We start from the raw sequence: 18476 nt of genomic DNA on the forward strand, positions 1-18476 counted from the left end.
GTAACGGCAAATGGAGCAACTGCGTGCAGAACTCAGTCACCTGTTAGGTGAAAAACTCAGCCGGCTTGAATGCATTAGCGAGAAAGCAGACACCGCGCTCTGGTCGCTTTACGACAGCCACGGCAACCCGCTGCCGTTGCTGGCGCGGAGTTTTACCTCGCCGGGGCTGGCGCAGCAGCAGGCCGGGAAAATGTCGATTCTCGCGCGTTACGGCACGGTGCGCATGCCCGTGGTGTATGGCGTAATGACGCATGAGGAGCATCCGGGGCCTGATGTGCTGCTGATGGAGCGCCTGCGCGGCGTACCGGTGGAAGCACCGGCGCGCACGCCGCAGCGCTGGGAGCAGCTTCAGGATCAGATTATTGAGGCACTGCTGAGCTGGCACCGCGTTGACAGCCACGGCTGCGTGGGCAGCGTCGACAGTACCCAGGAGAATCTCTGGCCGCACTGGTATCGCCAGCGCGTTGAAGTGCTCTGGAGTACGCTCAATCAATATCAGAATACCGGGCTGACGATGCAGGATAAGCGGATGCTGTTTCGCACCCGTGAATGTCTGGACGCGATGTTCGCCGGGTTCAACGACAATTGCGTGCTGATCCACGGCAATTTTAACCTGCGCAGTATGCTCAAAGATGCGCGTAGCGATCAGCTTCTGGCAATGGTGAATCCGGGCGTGGTGCTCTGGGCGCCGCGCGAATATGAGCTTTTTCGCCTGTTCGACACGCCGATGGCTGAAAGCCTTTTCTGGCGCTATCTCCAGCGCGCGCCAGTGGCGGAATCGTTCCTCTGGCGCCGCTGGCTTTATGTCCTGTGGGATGAAGTGGCGCAGTTACTGCAAACCGGAAAAATGAACCGCGCCGCGTTCAGTAAGGCGTCGGAATCACTTCTGCCCTGGGTCGCCTGAGCCCACGCCTTTTACCCATTGCCAGACGCGCCCGAGAATTTCATAACCGGCGCGTTCGCTGTGCATCAGCCACAGTGAAGACGGATAGACGCGCTCCCACGGATTGAGCGGCGAGTCGATTGCCATCTGGTTGGCGGGGGCTGGTATCGGGTTCAGTCCCTGGCGTTTAAAGAAAATCATCGCCCGCGGCAGATGCGACGCCGACGTCACCAGTAAAAACGGCTGCTTGCCGAGCGCACCGGCGACCGCCGCGGCTTCTTCTTCGGTGTCTTTCGGGGAATCAAGCGTAATGATATCGCTTCGCGGTACGCCTAAGCTTTCTGCCACGCGGGCACCTGCTTCAGCGGTGCTGACCGGATTCGTGGTGGCGCGCGCGCCGGTAAAGACCATTTTCGCGCCGGGGTTTGCAAGCCACAGACGCACGCCTTCAGTCACGCGCGGCAGGCTGTTATTGACGAGATTAGAGCTCGGTGCCCATTTGTCATTCCAGGTATAGCCGCCGCCCAGCACCACAATGTAATTCGCTTTCTGACCGTTCCAGGTCGAGTAGTCATCTTCCACCGGTTTCAGCAGCCCATCCGCTACCGGCTGCAGGCTTAACAGCAGCAAAATAACCCAGCTTGCCGTCATTAAAACCTTGCCGCTTTGTTTAAAGCGCGTGAACCACAGCAGCGCAAGCGCGATGCCCATCATCAGCAGCAGAAATGGCAGCGGCAGCAGCAGCGTGCCGGTGAGTTTTTTCAGAATAAAAAGCATCGGTTATGGGTCCTTTTTTAACCATACGGCAGGTAAACGTGGCCTATCTTACGCGAGATGGGTTCATTCTCCCTCCGGCTGTGACAAAATAGCGGTTTTGCCGGATGCGCTTATCACCTGGAGAGTGTGCCCATGCGGGATCGCAATTTTGATGACATCGCCGAAAAGTTTGCGCGCAACATTTACGGTACAACAAAAGGCCAGTTGCGTCAGGCTATCCTCTGGCAGGATCTCGACGCGTTGTTAGGCCTGTTGCCTGACCGTCCACTGCGCGTACTGGATGCAGGCGGTGGCGAAGGGCAAACCGCGTGTCGCATTGCGCAGCGGGGTCATCAGGTGGTGCTGTGCGATCTCTCCGCGGAAATGATAGCTCGTGCTCAAAAGGCGGCGCAGGAGAAAGGTGTGAGCGGCAACATGCATTTTGTACAATGCGCCGCGCAGGAGGCGGGTCAGCATTTGGAAAGCCCGGTTGATCTGATATTGTTTCACGCTGTGCTGGAATGGGTGGCCGATCCGCAGGCGGCACTGCGTCATTTATGGGAATGTCTGGCACCGGGCGGCGCGCTCTCGCTGATGTTCTACAACGCCAACGGCCTTCTGATGCATAACATGGTGGCGGGCAACTTCGCGTATGTGCAGCAGGGCATGCCCAAAAAGAAAAAACGCACTCTTTCGCCGGATTATCCGCGCGAGCCGCAGCAGGTTTATCGCTGGCTTGAAGAGATGGGCTGGCAGATCCACAGCAAAACCGGCGTGCGGGTGTTTCATGACTATCTGCGTGAAAAACATCAGCAGCGCGACGAGTATGAAACGCTGCTTGAGCTTGAAACGCGTTACTGCCGACAGGAGCCCTGGGTGAGCCTGGGCCGATACATCCATGTCACTGCGTTTAAGCCGGAGATCCAAGGATAAATTATGAGTACTTTTTCCCAGACAGTCCCTGAACTGGTTGCCTGGGCCAGGAAAAACGATTTTTCGATCCAGCTTCCGGTAGACAGGCTGGCTTTTTTGCTGGCTATCGCCACGCTGAACGGCGAAAGGCTGGATGGCGAAATGAGCGAAGGGGAGCTGGTGGACGCGTTTCGCCACGTCAGCGACGCCTTCGAGCAATCCACGGAAACGGTCACCCAGCGCGCCAACAACGCCATCAACGATATGGTGCGTCAGCGTCTGCTTAACCGCTTTACCAGCGAGCAGGCGGAGGGCAACGCGATTTACCGCCTGACGCCGCTGGGCATCGGCATTACTGATTACTACATCCGCCAGCGCGAATTCTCCACGCTGCGTCTCTCGATGCAGCTCTCCATCGTGGCAAGCGAACTCAAGCGCGCCGCGGATGCCGCGCAGGAAGGCGGCGACGAGTTTCACTGGCACCGTAACGTTTACGCGCCGCTGAAATATTCGGTTGCGGAAATTTTCGACAGTATCGATCTCACCCAGCGCATCATGGATGAGCAGCAACAGCTGGTGAAAGACGATATCGCCCAGTTGCTGAATAAAGACTGGCGTGCGGCGATTTCGAGCTGCGAACTGCTGCTTTCAGAGACCTCCGGTACGCTGCGCGAGTTACAGGATACGCTGGAGGCGGCGGGCGATAAGCTGCAGGCCAACCTCCTGCAAATCCAGGAAGCGACGCTTGGGCGCGACGATCTTCATTTCGTCGACCGCCTGACGTATGACCTGCAAAGCAAGCTCGACCGTATTATCAGCTGGGGTCAGCAGGCGATTGACCTGTGGATTGGCTATGACCGCCACGTCCATAAATTTATCCGTACCGCTATCGATATGGATAAAAACCGCGTCTTTGCCCAGCGTCTGCGCCAGTCGGTGCAGAACTATTTCGATGCGCCCTGGGCGCTCACCTACGCCAGCGCCGATCGCCTGCTCGATATGCGCGATGAAGAGATGACGCTGCGCGATGAAGAAGTGACCGGCGAACTGCCGCCGGATCTGGAGTTTGAAGAGTTTAACGAGATCCGCGAACAACTGGCGGCGATGATTGAGGCCCAGCTCAACGTCTACCGGGAGCGTCAGCAGCCGCTCGACCTGAGCGTCGTGATGCGCGATTACCTGACCCAGTTCCCGCGAGCCCGCCACTTTGACGTGGCGCGCATCGTGGTAGACCAGGCGGTGCGCCTGGGCGTCGCTGAAGCGGACTTTACCGGCCTGCCAGCTAAGTGGCAGCCCATTAATGATTATGGAGCCAAGGTACAGGCGAATGTCATCGACAAATATTGAACACGTGATGCCAGTGAAGCTGGCGCTCGCGCTCGCGAATCCGCTGTTTCCGGCGCTCGACAGCCAGTTGCGCGCCGGGCGTCACATTGGCCTGGACGAGCTGGATAATCACGCTTTTCTGATGGATTACCAGGGCGAGCTGGAAGAGTTCTACAGCCGCTATAACGTCGAGCTTATCCGCGCGCCGGAAGGCTTTTTCTATCTGCGTCCACGCTCCACGACGCTTATCCCGCGCTCGGTGCTCTCCGAGCTGGATATGATGGTGGGCAAAATCCTCTGTTATCTCTACCTGAGCCCGGAGCGCCTGGCGAACGAGGGTATCTTCACCCAGCAGGAACTCTATGACGAGCTGATGGCGCTGGCGGACGAAACCAAACTGCTGAAGCTTGTGAACAACCGCTCAACCGGCTCCGACCTCGATCGCCAGAAACTGCAGGAAAAAGTGCGCTCATCGTTAAGCCGCCTGCGCCGCCTGGGCATGGTCTGGTTTATGGGCCATGACAGCAGCAAATTCCGCATCACCGAGTCGGTGTTTCGCTTCGGCGCGGACGTGCGCGCTGGCGACGATCCGCGCGAGGCGCAACTGCGCATGATCCGCGACGGCGAAGCGATGCCGGTGGAAAGCCATCTGCAGCTCAATGATGAGAACGACGATACCCAGCAGGATAACGCGGAGGATGACAATGATTGAACGCGGTAAGTTTCGCTCGCTAACGCTTATCAACTGGAACGGCTTTTTTGCCCGCACGTTTGATCTCGACGAGCTGGTCACCACGCTTTCCGGCGGTAACGGGGCGGGTAAATCGACCACGATGGCGGCGTTCGTCACGGCGCTGATTCCTGACCTCACGCTGCTGCACTTCCGTAACACCACCGAGGCGGGCGCAACCAGCGGCTCGCGCGATAAAGGTCTGCACGGCAAACTGAAAGCAGGCGTTTGTTATTCGGTGCTGGATGTCGTCAACTCGCGTCATCAGCGCGTGCTGGTGGGCGTGCGTCTGCAACAGGTCGCCGGACGCGACCGTAAAGTGGATATCAAACCGTTCGCCATTCAGGGCCTGCCGAGCGCGATTCTGCCCACACAACTGCTGACGGAAACGCTGAACGATCGTCAGGCGCGCGTGCTGAGCCTCAACGAGCTGAAAGATAAAATCGACACGATGGAAGGCGTGCAGCTTAAGCAGTTCAACTCCATCACCGATTATCACTCATTAATGTTTGATCTGGGCGTAGTGGCGCGTCGCCTGCGTTCAGCGTCCGATCGCAGCAAATATTACCGTCTGATTGAAGCCTCGCTCTACGGCGGGATCTCCAGCGCCATTACCCGCTCGCTTCGTGATTACCTGCTGCCGGAAAATGGCGGCGTGCGTAAAGCGTTCCAGGACATGGAAGCGGCGCTGCGCGAAAACCGCATGACGCTGGAAGCTATCCGCGTCACCCAGTCGGACCGCGATCTCTTCAAACACCTGATTTCCGAAGCCACCAACTACGTGGCGGCGGACTATATGCGCCACGCCAACGAGCGGCGCATTCATCTCGATCAGGCGCTGGAGCTGCGCCGCGAGCTGTTCAGCAGCCGCAAGCAGCTTGCCGCCGAGCAGTATAAGCATGTCGATATGGCGCGCGAGCTCTCCGAGCACGCGGGGGCTGAAGGCGATCTCGAAACCGATTATCAGGCGGCGAGCGATCACCTGAATCTGGTGCAAACCGCGCTGCGCCAGCAGGAGAAAATCGAGCGCTACGAGGCTGACCTCGAAGAGCTGCAGATTCGCCTGGAAGAGCAGAGCGAAGTGGTGGCGGAAGCGGCCGAGCAGCAGGAAGAGAACGAAGCCCGCGCGGAAGCCGCCGAGCTTGAAGTCGACGAACTCAAAAGCCAGCTTGCCGACTATCAGCAGGCGCTTGACGTGCAGCAGACCCGCGCCATTCAGTACCAGCAGGCGCTCACCGCGCTGGAGCGCGCCCGCGAGCTGTGCCATCTGCCGGATCTGAGCGCCGACAGCGCCGATGAATGGCTGGATACCTTCCAGGCCAAAGAGCAGGAGGCCACCGAACGGTTGCTGTCGCTTGAGCAGAAAATGAGCGTCGCGCAGACCGCGCACAGCCAGTTCGAGCAGGCTTATCAGCTTGTCGCCAGCATTAACGGCCCGGTAAGCCGTGCAGAGGCCTGGGACGTGGCGCGCGAACTGTTGCGCGACGCCAGCCAGCAGCGCCATCTCGCCGAACAGGTGCAGCCGCTGCGTATGCGCCTTTCCGAGCTGGAACAGCGCCTGCGCGAACAGCAGGATGCCGAGCACCTGCTGGCCGAGTTCTGCAAACGCCAGGGCAAAGACTATGACCCGGAAGATCTCGAAGCGCTGAACGATGAGCTGGAAGCCCGCATCGCGGCGCTCTCCGACAGCGTCTCGCAGGCAGGTGAACAGCGCATGACGCTGCGCCAGGAGCTGGAGCAGATCCAGAGCCGCGTTAAGACGCTCACCAGCCATGCGCCGGCCTGGCTTGCGGCGCAAAACAGCCTCAACCAGATTAGCGAACAGAGCGGCGAGACGTTTGAGTCCGGCCAGCAGGTCACCGAATACCTTCAGCAACTGCTGGAGCGTGAGCGAGAAGCCATCGTTGAACGTGACGAAGTGGGCGCGCGTAAGCGGGCCGTGGACGAAGAGATTGAACGCTTAAGCCAGCCGGGCGGTGCCGAAGACGCACGCCTCAATGCGCTGGCGGAGCGCTTCGGCGGCGTACTGCTCTCTGAAATTTACGACGACGTATCGTTTGACGACGCGCCGTACTTCTCTGCGCTTTACGGCCCGTCGCGCCATGCGATTGTGGTGCCGGATTTGTCGCGCGTGCGCGATCTGCTTGACGGCCTTGAGGATTGCCCGGAAGATCTCTACCTGATCGAAGGCGATCCGCAATCCTTTGATGACAGCGTCTTCAGCGTTGAAGAGCTGGAAAAAGCGGTAGTGGTGAAAGTGGCCGAGCGCCAGTGGCGCTATTCCCGCTTCCCGTCGGTGCCGCTGTTTGGCCGCGCCGCGCGCGAAAGCCGTATCGAGAGCCTGCATGCCGAGCGCGAGGCGCTGTCTGAACGCTACGCGACGCTCTCTTTCGACGTACAGAAAACGCAGCGCCTGCACCAGGCGTTCAGCCGTTTTGTCGGCCAGCATCTCGCCGTGGCGTTTGAGGCGGATCCGGAAGCGGAAATCCGTAAGCTCAACACGCGCCGCAGCGAAATCGAGCGCGCCATCAGCCAGCACGAAAACGACAACCAGCAGCAGCGCGTGCAGTTTGAACAGGCGAAAGAGGGCGTGGCTCAGCTTAACCGCCTGCTGCCGCGCCTGAGCCTGCTGGCAGACGACAGCCTGGCCGACCGCGTGGAGGAAATTCAGGAGCGCCTGGCGGAAGCCCAGGACGCCGCGCGTTTCCTGTCTCAGCACGGCAACGCGCTGGCGAAACTGGAGCCGGTGGCGTCTGTACTGCAGAGCGACCCGGAGCAGTTCGACCAGCTCAAACAGGATTATGAACAGGCGCGCCAGACGCAGCGCGACGCCCGTCAGCAGGCCTTTGCGTTAAGCGAAGTGGTGCAGCGTCGCGCGCACTTTAGCTACAGCGATTCGGCGCAAATGCTCAATGGCAACACCGATCTCAACGAGAAACTGCGCCAGCGTCTGGAGCAGGCGGAAGCCGAGCGTACCCGCGCCCGCGAAGCGCTGCGTACCCACGCCGCGAAGCTCAGCCAGTATCATCAGGTGCTGGCGTCGCTGAAAAGCTCCTTCGATACCAAAAAAGAGCTGCTGGGCGATCTGCAACGTGAACTGCAGGATATCGGCGTGCGCGCCGATGCCGGAGCCGAAGAGCGCGCCCGCCAGCGTCGCGACGAACTGCATACGCGCCTCAGCAACAACCGTTCGCGCCGTAATCAGCTGGAGAAACAGCTGACGCTGTGCGAAGCGGAGATGGACAACCTGACCCGCAGCCTGAAGCGTCTGGAGCGTAACTACCACGAGATGCGCGAGCAGGTGGTCAGTGCCAAAGCGGGCTGGTGCGCGGTGATGCGTATGGTGAAAGACAATGGCGTTGAACGTCGCCTGCACCGCCGCGAGCTGGCGTACCACTCCGGTGACGATCTTCGCTCGATGTCGGATAAAGCCCTCGGCGCGCTGCGTCTGGCGGTGGCGGATAACGAACACCTGCGCGACGTGCTGCGCCTGTCTGAAGACCCCAAACGCCCCGAGCGCAAAATCCAGTTCTTCGTGGCCGTGTATCAGCATCTGCGTGAGCGTATCCGCCAGGATATTATCCGCACCGACGATCCGGTCGAGGCGATTGAACAGATGGAAATTGAGCTGGGCCGCCTGACGGAAGAGCTTACCTCACGCGAACAGAAGCTCGCCATCAGCTCCCGCAGCGTGGCGAATATTATTCGCAAGACGATCCAGCGCGAGCAGAACCGTATTCGTATGCTCAACCAGGGCCTGCAGAGCGTGTCGTTCGGCCAGGTCAACAGCGTGCGTCTGAACGTTAACGTGCGTGAAAGCCATGCCACGCTGCTGGAAGTGCTTGCCGAGCAGCACGAGCAGCATCAGGACTTGTTTAACAGTAACCGCCTGACATTCTCAGAAGCGCTGGCGAAACTCTGGCAGCGCCTGAACCCGCAAATCGACATGGGCCAGCGTACCGCGCAGACCATCGGCGAAGAGCTGCTCGACTACCGTAATTATCTTGAGATGGAAGTTGAGGTTAACCGAGGCTCCGACGGCTGGCTGCGCGCAGAAAGCGGCGCGCTTTCTACCGGTGAGGCGATCGGTACGGGGATGTCTATCCTGGTGATGGTGGTGCAGAGCTGGGAAGATGAATCCAGTCGCCTGCGCGGCAAAGACATTTCGCCATGCCGTTTGCTGTTCCTCGACGAAGCGGCGCGTCTGGATGCTCGCTCCATCGCCACGCTGTTTGAACTGTGCGAACGCCTGCAGATGCAGCTCATTATCGCGGCACCGGAGAACATCAGCCCGGAAAAAGGCACGACCTACAAGCTGGTGCGTAAAGTCTTCCAGAACCATGAGCATGTGCATGTGGTTGGCCTGCGCGGCTTTGCCGCCCCGCCAGCCGATGCGCTGCCGGGACCGGCTGAAGTCTCATAACGTCATCAACTCACAGAGCGGGCTTCGGCCCGCTTTCTTTTTGTCCGGCAAATCTTTAAACTTCTTTACATTCGATCAGGCAAATGATTTTTTCTGTTTATATACTCACAATAAGCCTGAGTGCCGAATTATTCTGAAAAACAGGGGGCAAGGGATGGTGCTTAAGAATATGCATGGTTTTCGACGGTCAGCACTGTATGTGTGCCTGGCTCTCAGTATCGCTCCACTGTTTAACGCGTATGCCGATGAACCGGAACTGATCGCAAACGACAGTATTACCACGCTCAGCGCGCAGCCACTGGCGCTGTCGCCGGGCATGGCGTTCCTGGCGGCGAATACGGCGCCTGATGCCGCAAGCCGTCTTGCGAGCGCACGCACGCAGTTACAGGCGGCGCTTCCAGCGGGCTTCACGCCGGTCTACATGAATGCGCTGGTGGGGCTATACGCCGCCCGCGATCTTAAACCGATGTGGGAGAACCGCGACGCCGTTCAGGCATTCCAGCAGCAGCTGGCTGAAGTCGCGCTCGCTGGCTTCCAGCCGCAGTTTACCGCCTGGGTGGAGCAACTGACCAATCCCGCCGTTACGGGGCTCGCGCGCGATATCGTGCTGAGTGACGCGATGGTGGGGTATCTGCATTTTATTTCTGGCATCCCAAGCCAGGGCAACCGCTGGCTCTACAGCGAAAAACCGTACAAGCTGGAGATGCCCGCGCTGAACGTGCTGAACCAGTGGCAGGTCGCGCTGGATAACGGCTCTGTGCCTGCGTTTGTGCGCTCTCTCGCCCCCGCGCATCCGCAGTATGCGGCGATGCACGCCTCGCTGTTGCAACTGGTGGCGGATACCCGTCCGTGGCCGCAAATGACCGGCAAAGAGAAGCTGCGCCCCGGCCAGTGGAGCAGCGATATTCCGGCGCTTAAGGAGATTTTACAGCGTACCGGCATGCTGGATGGCGGCCCGGATATTGCGCTGCCGGGCGATAACAACGGCGTGGTCAGCCCGTCGGCGGCCCCGCAAACTGCAAGCCAGACCCGTAGTACGCCGAAACCGGCGCGCGCTGTTTACGATAAAAATCTGGTCGCGGCGGTAAAACGTTTTCAGAAATGGCAGGGGCTGGGCGCGGATGGTGTTATCGGTCAGTCCACCCGCGACTGGCTGAATGTGACGCCCGCGCAGCGCGCCGCGCTGCTGGCGCTCAATATTCAGCGTCTGCGTCTGCTGCCCGGCAAACTCAGCACCGGCATTATGGTAAATATTCCCGAGTATTCGCTGGTTTATTACCAGAATGGCAATCAGGTGCTGGCGTCGCGCGTTATCGTCGGCAGACCGGATCGCAAAACGCCGCTGATGAGTAGCGCGCTCAATAACGTGGTGGTCAATCCGCCGTGGAACGTGCCGCCAACGCTCGCCCGCAAAGATATTCTGCCGAAAGTCTGGAATGACCCAGGGTATCTGGAGAGCCACGGCTATACAGTGCTGAACGGCTGGGGAAGTAACGCGGATGTTGTGGACCCGTGGATGGTGGACTGGGCGACAATTACGCCGTCTAATCTGCCATTCCGTTTCCAGCAGGCACCGGGTGCCCATAACTCGCTCGGGCGGTATAAGTTCAACATGCCGAGCTCAGACGCTATCTATCTGCACGATACGCCGAACCATAATCTTTTCCAGCGCGATGCACGGGCGCTCAGCTCCGGCTGCGTGCGTGTGAATAAAGCTTCTGAACTGGCCAATATGCTGCTTCAGGATGCGGGCTGGAATGATTCGCGCATTTCGCAGACGCTAAAAGAGGGGAATACGCGTTACGTGAATATTCCACAGACCATTCCGGTGAACCTCTATTATCTGACCGCGTTTATCGGCGAGGACGGGCGTCCGCAATATCGTACAGATATTTACAATTACGATCACACCGCGCGATCGGGCGCACAAATCCTCCCAAAAGTGGAACAACTGATCCGCTAACAGGTTTAATTCCGCGGACTTAACCTGCTCTATGTGAAGCGAAAACGGGCCAAACGTAAAAAAAGGCCCGTTATTCGCGGCTTTGACCCGTATTGACTCCCCTCCGGCTGGCGGTTAAGGTGCCACTCGTGCGCCAGAAGTGCATAGTTATTGTTCATTTGATTGTAGACCTGAATATCATGGATAAAATTGACGCTCATCGCCGCAAACTGCTGACGATTGGCGGCGCCGCTTTAGGCGCTGCGATACTGCCCACGCCTGCATTTGCTACCCTGTCGACGCCACGACCGCGTATTCTTACGCTCAATAATTTACATACTGGCGAATCCATTAAGGCCGAGTTTTTCGATGGCCGGGGCTATATTCAGGATGAATTAGCAAAGCTTAATCATTTCTTTCGTGATTACCGGGCGAATAAGGTAAAAGCGATTGATCCCCGTTTATTTGACCAGCTTTTCCGTTTGCAGGGGCTGCTCGGCACCCGTAAACCGGTACAGCTGATCTCCGGCTATCGTTCCGTTGATACCAACAACGAACTGCGATCCAAAAGCCGCGGCGTGGCTAAGCACAGCTACCACACCAAAGGCCAGGCCATGGATTTTCATATCGAAGGTATTTCGTTAAGCAATATTCGCAAAGCGGCGTTATCTCTGCGCGCCGGTGGTGTAGGATACTACCCCAGCAGTAACTTTGTGCATATTGATACCGGGCCGCTAAGGCACTGGTAATTAACGACCCCGGCAGCGCGCCGGGTAAAAGGAGCGGTATGAACTATCATATTATTCCGGTAACGGCGTTCGCGCAGAACTGCTCGTTAATCTGGTGTGAGGAGACGCGACAGGCGGCGCTGGTGGACCCGGGCGGCGATGCGCAGCGTATCAAGGAAGACGTCGCCCGTATTGGCGTCACGCTGCAGCAGATCCTGTTGACGCATGGTCATCTTGACCACGTGGGCGCGGCGGCGGAGCTTGCGGCGCATTACGGCATCCCCATTATCGGCCCGGAAAAAGAAGATGAGTTCTGGCTACAGGGACTACCTGCGCAGAGCCGCATGTTTGGTCTTGATGAGTGCCAGCCGCTGACGCCAGACCGCTGGCTTAATGAAGGCGACACGGTGAGCGTCGGCAATATAACGCTTGCCGTGCTGCACTGCCCGGGCCACACGCCGGGGCACATCGTCTTTTTCGATGTGCAGTCCCGTCTGCTGGTTTCGGGCGACGTCATCTTTAAAGGCGGAGTAGGGCGCAGCGACTTCCCGCGCGGCGATCACAGCCAGCTTATCGATGCCATTAAGCGTAAGCTGCTGCCGCTTGGCGATGACGTGACGTTTATTCCCGGCCACGGCCCGATGTCAACGCTCGGCCATGAGCGTCTGCATAACCCTTTCCTGCAGGATGAAATGCCGGTCTGGTAAATCTTTCCAAATAAAAAGGGCCGCACAGTGCGGCCCTTTTTGTATCTTTACGCAGCGATTACAGCACCGCGACGATGGCTTCGCACAGCGGCGCCATGTTATCCGGCGTCATGCCCGCCACGTTCACGCGCCCGGACGCCACCGCGTACACGCCAAACTCTTCACGCAGACGCAGCACCTGCTCTTTCGTCAGGCCGCTGAATGAGAACATGCCGTTCTGTTTGGTGATAAAGCTGAAATCGCGGTTTGCGCCTTTCTCTGCCAGCGTGTTCACAAACAGCTGACGCATACGCTGGATGCGCTGGCGCATATCGGTGAGCTCCTGTTCCCAGATGGCGCGCAGCGCGTCGTTGCTGAGAATGGTTGCGACTACTGACGCGCCGTGTGCCGGCGGGTTGGAGTAGTTGGCACGAATGCAGGATTTCATCTGGCTGAAGGCACGGTCTGCGGCATCAGCATCCGCCGCAACCAGCGTACAGGCACCCACGCGCTCGTTGTACAGGCCAAAGTTTTTAGAGAACGAGCTCGCAACGATAAGTTCTTTATGCAGCGCGGCAAACGCGCGCAGGCCTTCAGCATCTTCTTCCAGACCACGAGCAAAGCCCTGATAGGCGAAATCGAACAGCGGCAGCCAGCCTTTCTCGACAGACAGCTTCGCGAGCTGTTCCCACTGATCCAGCGTCGGGTCGATGCCGGTCGGGTTGTGACAGCAGCCGTGGAACAGCACTACGTCGCCTGCCTGGGCTTCCTGCAGGCTGTTTAACAGACCGTCGAAATCCAGAGAATGGTTGGCGGCGTCGTAGTAGGCATATTCGCGCACTTCCAGACCGGCGGAGTTAAACACGCCTTTATGGTTCGGCCAGCTCGGGTTCGAGACCCAGACGCGTTTGACCTCGGTGTTTTTCGCAAGGAAATCCGCCGCGACACGCAGCGCGCCGGTGCCGCCTGGGGTCTGCGCCGTGCGGGCGCGTTTATCGCTGATAATATGGCTGCCTTTGCCGAACAGCAGTTCCTGTGTGCAGCGGCCAAATTCGGGAATACCGTCAATGCCGAGGTAGTTTTTGGTGGTTTCATTTTCCAGCAGATATTGTTCTGCTTTTTTTACGCTGGTCAGAACCGGGGTCTTACCGGTTTCATCCTTGTAAACACCAATGCCTAAGTTAATTTTGGTTGGGCGATCGTCGGCACGAAACAGATCGGCCAGGCCAAGGATCGGGTCGGCTGGGGCGGCGGTAATGTTCTCAAACATGACGAGGTTCCATTGTGATTTCAGAAGGGAAATTCGCTATCAGGTTAACGGGAGATTTACAAAATGCCAACCGTTTGCCCGGAAAAGTTACGTGGATCGCAAAAGTTGGCAGAATTTTCTTTTACGCATAAAAAAACAGGGCCGAAGCCCTGTTTTTCCGCTATCAGACAACAAGGTTGTGCTGATTAGAACTGGTAGGTAGCAGCCAGTGCAACCTGGTCGTCACGACCGTTAACGATACCAACGTTACGAGCGTAAGCGTCGTTATCAATCAGGTTGATCTGGTAGTCAACGTATACGTTGAAGTTTTTGTTGAAGTAGTAGTAAGCACCAACTTCAACATATTTCTGCAGGTCAGCATCGCCACCATCGAAGGTACCGCGCGCAGCCAGGTTTTTACCTTTAGACTGAACATAAGACAGGGATGGACGCAGACCGAAATCGAACTGGTACTGAGCGATCGCTTCAAAGTTCTGAGTTTTGTTCGCGAAGGAATCATCAGCTTCACGAGTCATGTTGCGAGTCTCTGCGTAAACAGTCGCCAGGTACAGGTTGTTGGCATCGTATTTAGCACCAACAGCCCATGCTTCAGCGCGATCGCCTTTATCATCCAGTTTCTGACGAAGTGTACGGTTAGAGTTGCTGTACGCACCGATAACGCTGAAGCCTTCGCCGAAATCATAACCCAGTGAGTAACCAGCGCCGTCGCCGTTAGAGGTAGCTGCGTTATTACGGTCGTTTTTACCCTGATACTGGATACCAAAGTTCAGACCATCTGCCAGGCCGAAGAAGCCAGTGTTACGGTAGGTCAGAACGCCAGTGGTACGGCCGGTCATGAAGTTATCAGAATAGTTAGCCCAAGTCATACCGGAGTAAGACGGTGCCATATCGGTGTAAGATTCAACATCGTAAACGATACCGTAGTTACGGCCGTAATCGATGGAGCCCGCATCCGCAATTTTCAGACCAGCAAAGGCCAGACGGGTACGGTTAGAGTTGTTAGCTCCCTGCTCAGATTCAGCGCTGCTTGCGTAGGCACGGTATTCCCACTGGCCGTAACCGGTCAGCTGATCGTTAATCTGAGTTTCACCTTTGAAGCCCAGCTGTGCATAGGTGGCGTCACCGTTGTTGGTGTTATCGCCAGAGGTCACGAAATCGTGCTCAGCAGTAACTTTTCCGTAAAGATCCAGTTTGTTGCCGTTTTTGTTATAGATTTCTGCAGCGTTTGCTGCACCGGCTACCAGCAGGGCAGGGATAACCACTGCCAGGATATTGCGCTTCATCATTATTTATTACCCTCATTGGTTTTTTTGAACACCTGCCACTGCCGTCAATAATTCATTACGGAACTATTGATGAGAGTTTGGTGTCTTTCTGTGTCTGTCTGGCATCTTTCCATTCATATAATCGTTTCGCTACCCGGAAAGTGCTACAAATGTCTTAATCAGGTAACAAAAAGAAATATTGTGTAAAATTTTATTAATGAAAGGGAACTTTGTGAGAGACCTCAAATTTATTACTTAAGTGAATAAATTTCGGCCATTCCTTTCTTATATATATGAAAAACTTATTATTAATTTGGATAAGGCGCATTTTTATACAATTGTAAGCAACAAGAGTTTTCTACTGGATGAGATGGATGGAAGGCCAGATGTCTGTGGAAGTTGTGTACAAATATGCTATAGCGAAGCGGTGCAAAAAATCACCATCAGACAATTGATGAATTTTTATACAGCCTAAAATTCCGTGAAACCGTAATAGAAAATGAACAACACAAGGCGGGAAGAAAAAAGGCCAGCAAGTCGCTGGCCTTTTTGGGATTAGAAGTTCGCGTTGCGCGGGGTACGCGGGAAGGGGATCACATCGCGCACGTTTTGCACGCCGGTAACATAGGCGATCAGACGTTCAAAGCCGAGACCAAAGCCGGAATGCGGCACGGTGCCGTAACGGCGCAGGTCGCGATACCACCAGTAGTCTTCTTTATTAAGACCCATCTCTTCCATACGCGCATCCAGCACGTCGAGGCGCTCTTCACGCTGGGAGCCGCCGATGATTTCACCGATGCCCGGCGCGAGTACATCCATCGCCGCCACGGTTTTACCATCTTCGTTAAGGCGCATATAAAACGCCTTGATGTCTTTCGGGTAATTTTTAACAACAACCGGCGCTTTAAAGTGTTTCTCGGCGAGATAACGCTCATGCTCGGACGCCAGATCCACGCCCCAATAAACCGGGTTCTCGAATTTCTCGCCGCATTTCTCAAGAGTAGCGACCGCGTCGGTGTAATCCACCTGCGCGAAGTCTGCGGAGATGAAACGCTCCAGACGCTCGATGGCTTCCTTATCCACGCGTTCGGCGAAGAACTTCATGTCGTCCATGCGTTCATCGAGCACCGCTTTGAAGACATATTTCAGCATCGCTTCCGCGAGCCCCGCGACATCGTTCAGGTTGGCGAACGCCACTTCCGGCTCCAGCATCCAGAACTCCGCCAGGTGACGGCTGGTGTTGGAGTTTTCAGCGCGGAAGGTTGGGCCGAAGGTATAGACTTTCGACAGCGCGCAGGCGTAGGTTTCGCCGTTCAACTGGCCGGACACGGTCAGGAACGCTTCTTTACCGAAAAAGTCTTTATCGAAATCGATTTTGCCCTGCGCGTCGCGCGGCAGATTTTCCAGATCCAGCGTCGAGACGCGGAACATCTCGCCCGCGCCTTCGGTATCCGACGCGGTGATAAGCGGCGTGGAAACCCAGAAGAAGCCCTGTTCGTGGAAGAAACGGTGCAACGCCTGCGCCAGCGTGTGGCGTACGCGAGCCACCGCGCCGATCAGGTTAGTACGCGGGCGCAGGTGCGCGACTTCACGCAGATACTCGATGCTGTGGCGCTTGGCCGCCATCGGGTAGGTGTCCGGATCGTCCACCCAGCCGGTCACTTCCACCTGGGTTGCCTGCAACTCAAAGCTCTGGCCTTCGCCCGGGGATTCCACCACCTTGCCGGTGACGATAACCGAGCAGCCCGTCGTGAGGTGTAAAACCTCTTCATTGTAATTGGGCAGAGAATTATTAATGACAGCCTGTATCGGATCAAAGCAGGAACCGTCATAAACGGCGAGGAAGGAGATGCCAGCTTTTGAATCTCTTCGGGTACGCACCCACCCGCGCACGGTGACTTCACTGTCAACGGCAACGCGGCCCTGGAGTACGTCGGCTACAGGCACAACGCTCATAATTTTCTCTCTGGTTAATGGTCAAAAATAACATTTTCCACCCGGACGGGGGGTTATCTATGTTACCTGGCATACGCCATCAGACAAGCAGAATTCGCGGTGCGGGAAAAAGAAATCGCAAAGGAGAGGGAAAAGCAGGGAGCGCGCGGCTCCCTTTGGGAAAACATCAGCTTGCTTTACGCACCTGAGGAAGATCGAAGGCTTTGCGCAGCGCGCGGACAAACGCCTTATCGTGACAAATCGTTTTGCCTGGGCTGTCGGAGAGTTTTGCCACCGGACGGCCGTTACATTCAACGAGCTTAATCACGATATTGAGCGGCTTCACGTGCGGGATATCGCAGGTCAGGCGGGTGCCGATGCCAAAGCCCAGCTTCACGCGGTCGGCGAAGTGGCGATAAAGCTCAATGGCTTTCGGGAAATCGAGGTTATCGGAGAAAATCAGCGTTTTGCTGAGCGGATCGATGCCGAGCTGCTGATAGTGTGCGATAGCTTTCTCGCCCCACTGCACCGGATCGCCCGAGTCGTGGCGCAGCCCCTGGTAGCGCCCCGCGAACTCCGGGCCGAAATCGCGCAGGAAGGCGTCCATCGTAATACAGTCGGTCAGCGCGATGCCGAGCATATCCGGGTATTCGTCAAGCCACGCCTGCAACGCCGCAATCTGGCTGTTCGCGAGATCGGGGCTGATTTGCTGATGCGCCTGGAACCATTCATGCGCCTGGGTGCCCATCGGCGTCAGTGAAAGACGGCGGGCGAGGTCATAGTTACTGGTGCCGATAAACCACGGCTCCAGCTTAAGACGCTCGACAATCGCCTGCTGGACATCGCGCGAGAAACGGCGTCGGGTGCCGAAATCCATCAGGCGGAAAGCGCTTAAATCGAGCCCATCCGTCATGGTGCGGAAATCATCGAGTTTAACTTCAAGATGCGCCAGCGCCTGATCAACGCTCGCTTCCGGGGAACGATAGCGGTGCACCAGTTCGCTAATTACGGCCAGCAGCGGCACTTCCCACATAATGACTTCGCGCCACGGGCCGCTTAAACGGATATCCAGCTTGCCGCCATCGTTGCGGATCTGCACCTGCGTCGGGTCATAACGGAACGTTTTCAGCCACTGGAGGTAATCGGATTTGAAAAACGGCAGGCCGGAGAGCCACTGATACTCGGCGTCTGAAAGCGCGAGATGCTGCATAGCATCGACCTGTTCGCGGATGGCGTCAGCATAAATGCCCAGCAGATCGTCACCCCGGCAGCGAAATTCCGCTGCGACATGCACATCATAATAGTGATGAAAAACCGCCTGCTGCATATGCAGCTTATAGGCGTCCGTATCCAACAGCGTTTGCAATAGGGGGGAAGCGTATTGTGTCATGGTGCGAACTGGCATCCTCTCACAGGCGCGTGTCTATCAGTGGCATAAGCAGATAAAGACGCAGGAGTATACCCTGATTATCGGTTTATTGAAGCAGGATCACAACACAACCGGCGAAGCGGGTCGAGGGCAATTTGTGCCGCTTGTTACTTAAATGTAGCAATCTGCGCGGTAGCCGCTGAAAAGTGAAAGATTCTGCGTGGCAACATTAACGCAACAGGAATAGACTG

General features: G+C 56.9%; 13 protein-coding genes. 8 read left to right on the forward strand and 5 right to left on the reverse strand.

Annotated features, from left to right (window positions below; translation table 11 throughout):
- Positions 1–10: 10 nt before the first annotated feature.
- Positions 11–904: a YcbJ family phosphotransferase gene (locus G9X48_RS02195; protein WP_007898135.1), complete on the forward strand. Its 894-nt coding sequence runs from the start codon at positions 11–13 to the stop codon at positions 902–904.
- Here G9X48_RS02195 and elyC read toward each other — a convergent pair.
- Positions 881–1660 carry an envelope biogenesis factor ElyC gene (elyC, locus tag G9X48_RS02200; RefSeq protein ID WP_097641043.1) on the reverse strand — a complete coding sequence of 260 codons (780 nt, stop codon included), beginning with the start codon at positions 1658–1660 and terminating at the stop codon, positions 881–883. The two genes, G9X48_RS02195 and elyC, sit on opposite strands and share 24 nt — an antisense overlap.
- A 132-nt stretch (positions 1661–1792) precedes the next feature.
- Between elyC and cmoM the strand changes: the two genes are divergently transcribed.
- The 7 genes from cmoM (at position 1793) to G9X48_RS02235 (ending at position 12407) form a co-directional block, all read left to right on the forward strand.
- A complete protein-coding gene (gene cmoM / locus G9X48_RS02205) occupies positions 1793–2572 on the forward strand; it encodes a tRNA uridine 5-oxyacetic acid(34) methyltransferase CmoM (RefSeq protein ID WP_007898129.1) in 780 nt (259 codons plus the stop codon).
- A 3-nt stretch (positions 2573–2575) separates the two neighbouring features.
- Positions 2576–3898, forward strand: coding sequence for a chromosome partition protein MukF (mukF, locus tag G9X48_RS02210; RefSeq protein ID WP_007898125.1), 1323 nt, complete (start codon positions 2576–2578; stop codon positions 3896–3898).
- Positions 3879–4589: a chromosome partition protein MukE gene (gene mukE, locus G9X48_RS02215; protein WP_004385487.1), complete on the forward strand. Its 711-nt coding sequence runs from the start codon at positions 3879–3881 to the stop codon at positions 4587–4589. The genes mukF and mukE overlap by 20 nt, the downstream gene beginning before the upstream one ends.
- Positions 4582–9030 (forward strand): chromosome partition protein MukB, encoded by a 4449-nt coding sequence (mukB, locus tag G9X48_RS02220; RefSeq protein WP_097641042.1) that lies wholly within the window; start codon positions 4582–4584, stop codon positions 9028–9030. The genes mukE and mukB overlap by 8 nt, the downstream gene beginning before the upstream one ends.
- 154 nt (positions 9031–9184) lie before the next feature.
- Positions 9185–10993 carry a L,D-transpeptidase gene (gene ldtD / locus G9X48_RS02225; RefSeq protein ID WP_097641041.1) on the forward strand — a complete coding sequence of 603 codons (1809 nt, stop codon included), beginning with the start codon at positions 9185–9187 and terminating at the stop codon, positions 10991–10993.
- 179 nt (positions 10994–11172) lie between these two features.
- The gene (locus G9X48_RS02230) at positions 11173–11721 is read left to right on the forward strand and encodes a YcbK family protein (protein ID WP_004385484.1); all 549 of its coding nucleotides are present in this window, start codon (positions 11173–11175) and stop codon (positions 11719–11721) included.
- Positions 11722–11759: 38 nt separating this feature from the next.
- Entirely contained in the window at positions 11760–12407 is a 648-nt protein-coding gene (locus G9X48_RS02235; RefSeq protein ID WP_097641040.1) for an MBL fold metallo-hydrolase, read from the forward strand.
- 58 nt (positions 12408–12465) lie between these two features.
- Here the strand turns inward: G9X48_RS02235 and G9X48_RS02240 are convergent, their stop codons facing one another.
- From G9X48_RS02240 to pncB, 4 genes are all read right to left on the reverse strand, one after another.
- Positions 12466–13656 (reverse strand): amino acid aminotransferase, encoded by a 1191-nt coding sequence (locus tag G9X48_RS02240; protein ID WP_038881052.1) that lies wholly within the window; start codon positions 13654–13656, stop codon positions 12466–12468.
- Between the two features lie 185 nt (positions 13657–13841).
- Complete coding sequence (locus G9X48_RS02245; RefSeq protein WP_080320448.1) at positions 13842–14942, reverse strand: porin; 1101 nt, start codon at positions 14940–14942, stop codon at positions 13842–13844.
- Between the two features lie 534 nt (positions 14943–15476).
- Complete coding sequence (gene asnS / locus G9X48_RS02250) at positions 15477–16877, reverse strand: asparagine--tRNA ligase (protein ID WP_097641039.1); 1401 nt, start codon at positions 16875–16877, stop codon at positions 15477–15479.
- Positions 16878–17043: 166 nt separating this feature from the next.
- Entirely contained in the window at positions 17044–18246 is a 1203-nt protein-coding gene (gene pncB / locus G9X48_RS02255) for a nicotinate phosphoribosyltransferase (protein ID WP_097641038.1), read from the reverse strand.
- Positions 18247–18476 lie beyond the last annotated feature (230 nt).

This window comes from Cronobacter sp. HA18006 (genome assembly GCF_011605445.1).
GTDB classification, from domain to species: domain Bacteria; phylum Pseudomonadota; class Gammaproteobacteria; order Enterobacterales; family Enterobacteriaceae; genus Cronobacter; species Cronobacter sakazakii.

Coding starts and splice junctions, on each gene's coding strand:
- G9X48_RS02245 (WP_080320448.1), bottom strand. CDS start 14,942: ATGATGAAGCGCAATATCCTGGCAGTGGTTATCCCTGCCCTGCTGGTA.
- mukB (WP_097641042.1), top strand. CDS start 4,582: ATGATTGAACGCGGTAAGTTTCGCTCGCTAACGCTTATCAACTGGAAC.
- pncB (WP_097641038.1), bottom strand. CDS start 18,246: ATGACACAATACGCTTCCCCCCTATTGCAAACGCTGTTGGATACGGAC.
- mukF (WP_007898125.1), top strand. CDS start 2,576: ATGAGTACTTTTTCCCAGACAGTCCCTGAACTGGTTGCCTGGGCCAGG.
- G9X48_RS02240 (WP_038881052.1), bottom strand. CDS start 13,656: ATGTTTGAGAACATTACCGCCGCCCCAGCCGACCCGATCCTTGGCCTG.
- ldtD (WP_097641041.1), top strand. CDS start 9,185: ATGGTGCTTAAGAATATGCATGGTTTTCGACGGTCAGCACTGTATGTG.
- G9X48_RS02235 (WP_097641040.1), top strand. CDS start 11,760: ATGAACTATCATATTATTCCGGTAACGGCGTTCGCGCAGAACTGCTCG.
- G9X48_RS02230 (WP_004385484.1), top strand. CDS start 11,173: ATGGATAAAATTGACGCTCATCGCCGCAAACTGCTGACGATTGGCGGC.
- cmoM (WP_007898129.1), top strand. CDS start 1,793: ATGCGGGATCGCAATTTTGATGACATCGCCGAAAAGTTTGCGCGCAAC.
- mukE (WP_004385487.1), top strand. CDS start 3,879: ATGTCATCGACAAATATTGAACACGTGATGCCAGTGAAGCTGGCGCTC.
- asnS (WP_097641039.1), bottom strand. CDS start 16,877: ATGAGCGTTGTGCCTGTAGCCGACGTACTCCAGGGCCGCGTTGCCGTT.
- G9X48_RS02195 (WP_007898135.1), top strand. CDS start 11: ATGGAGCAACTGCGTGCAGAACTCAGTCACCTGTTAGGTGAAAAACTC.
- elyC (WP_097641043.1), bottom strand. CDS start 1,660: ATGCTTTTTATTCTGAAAAAACTCACCGGCACGCTGCTGCTGCCGCTG.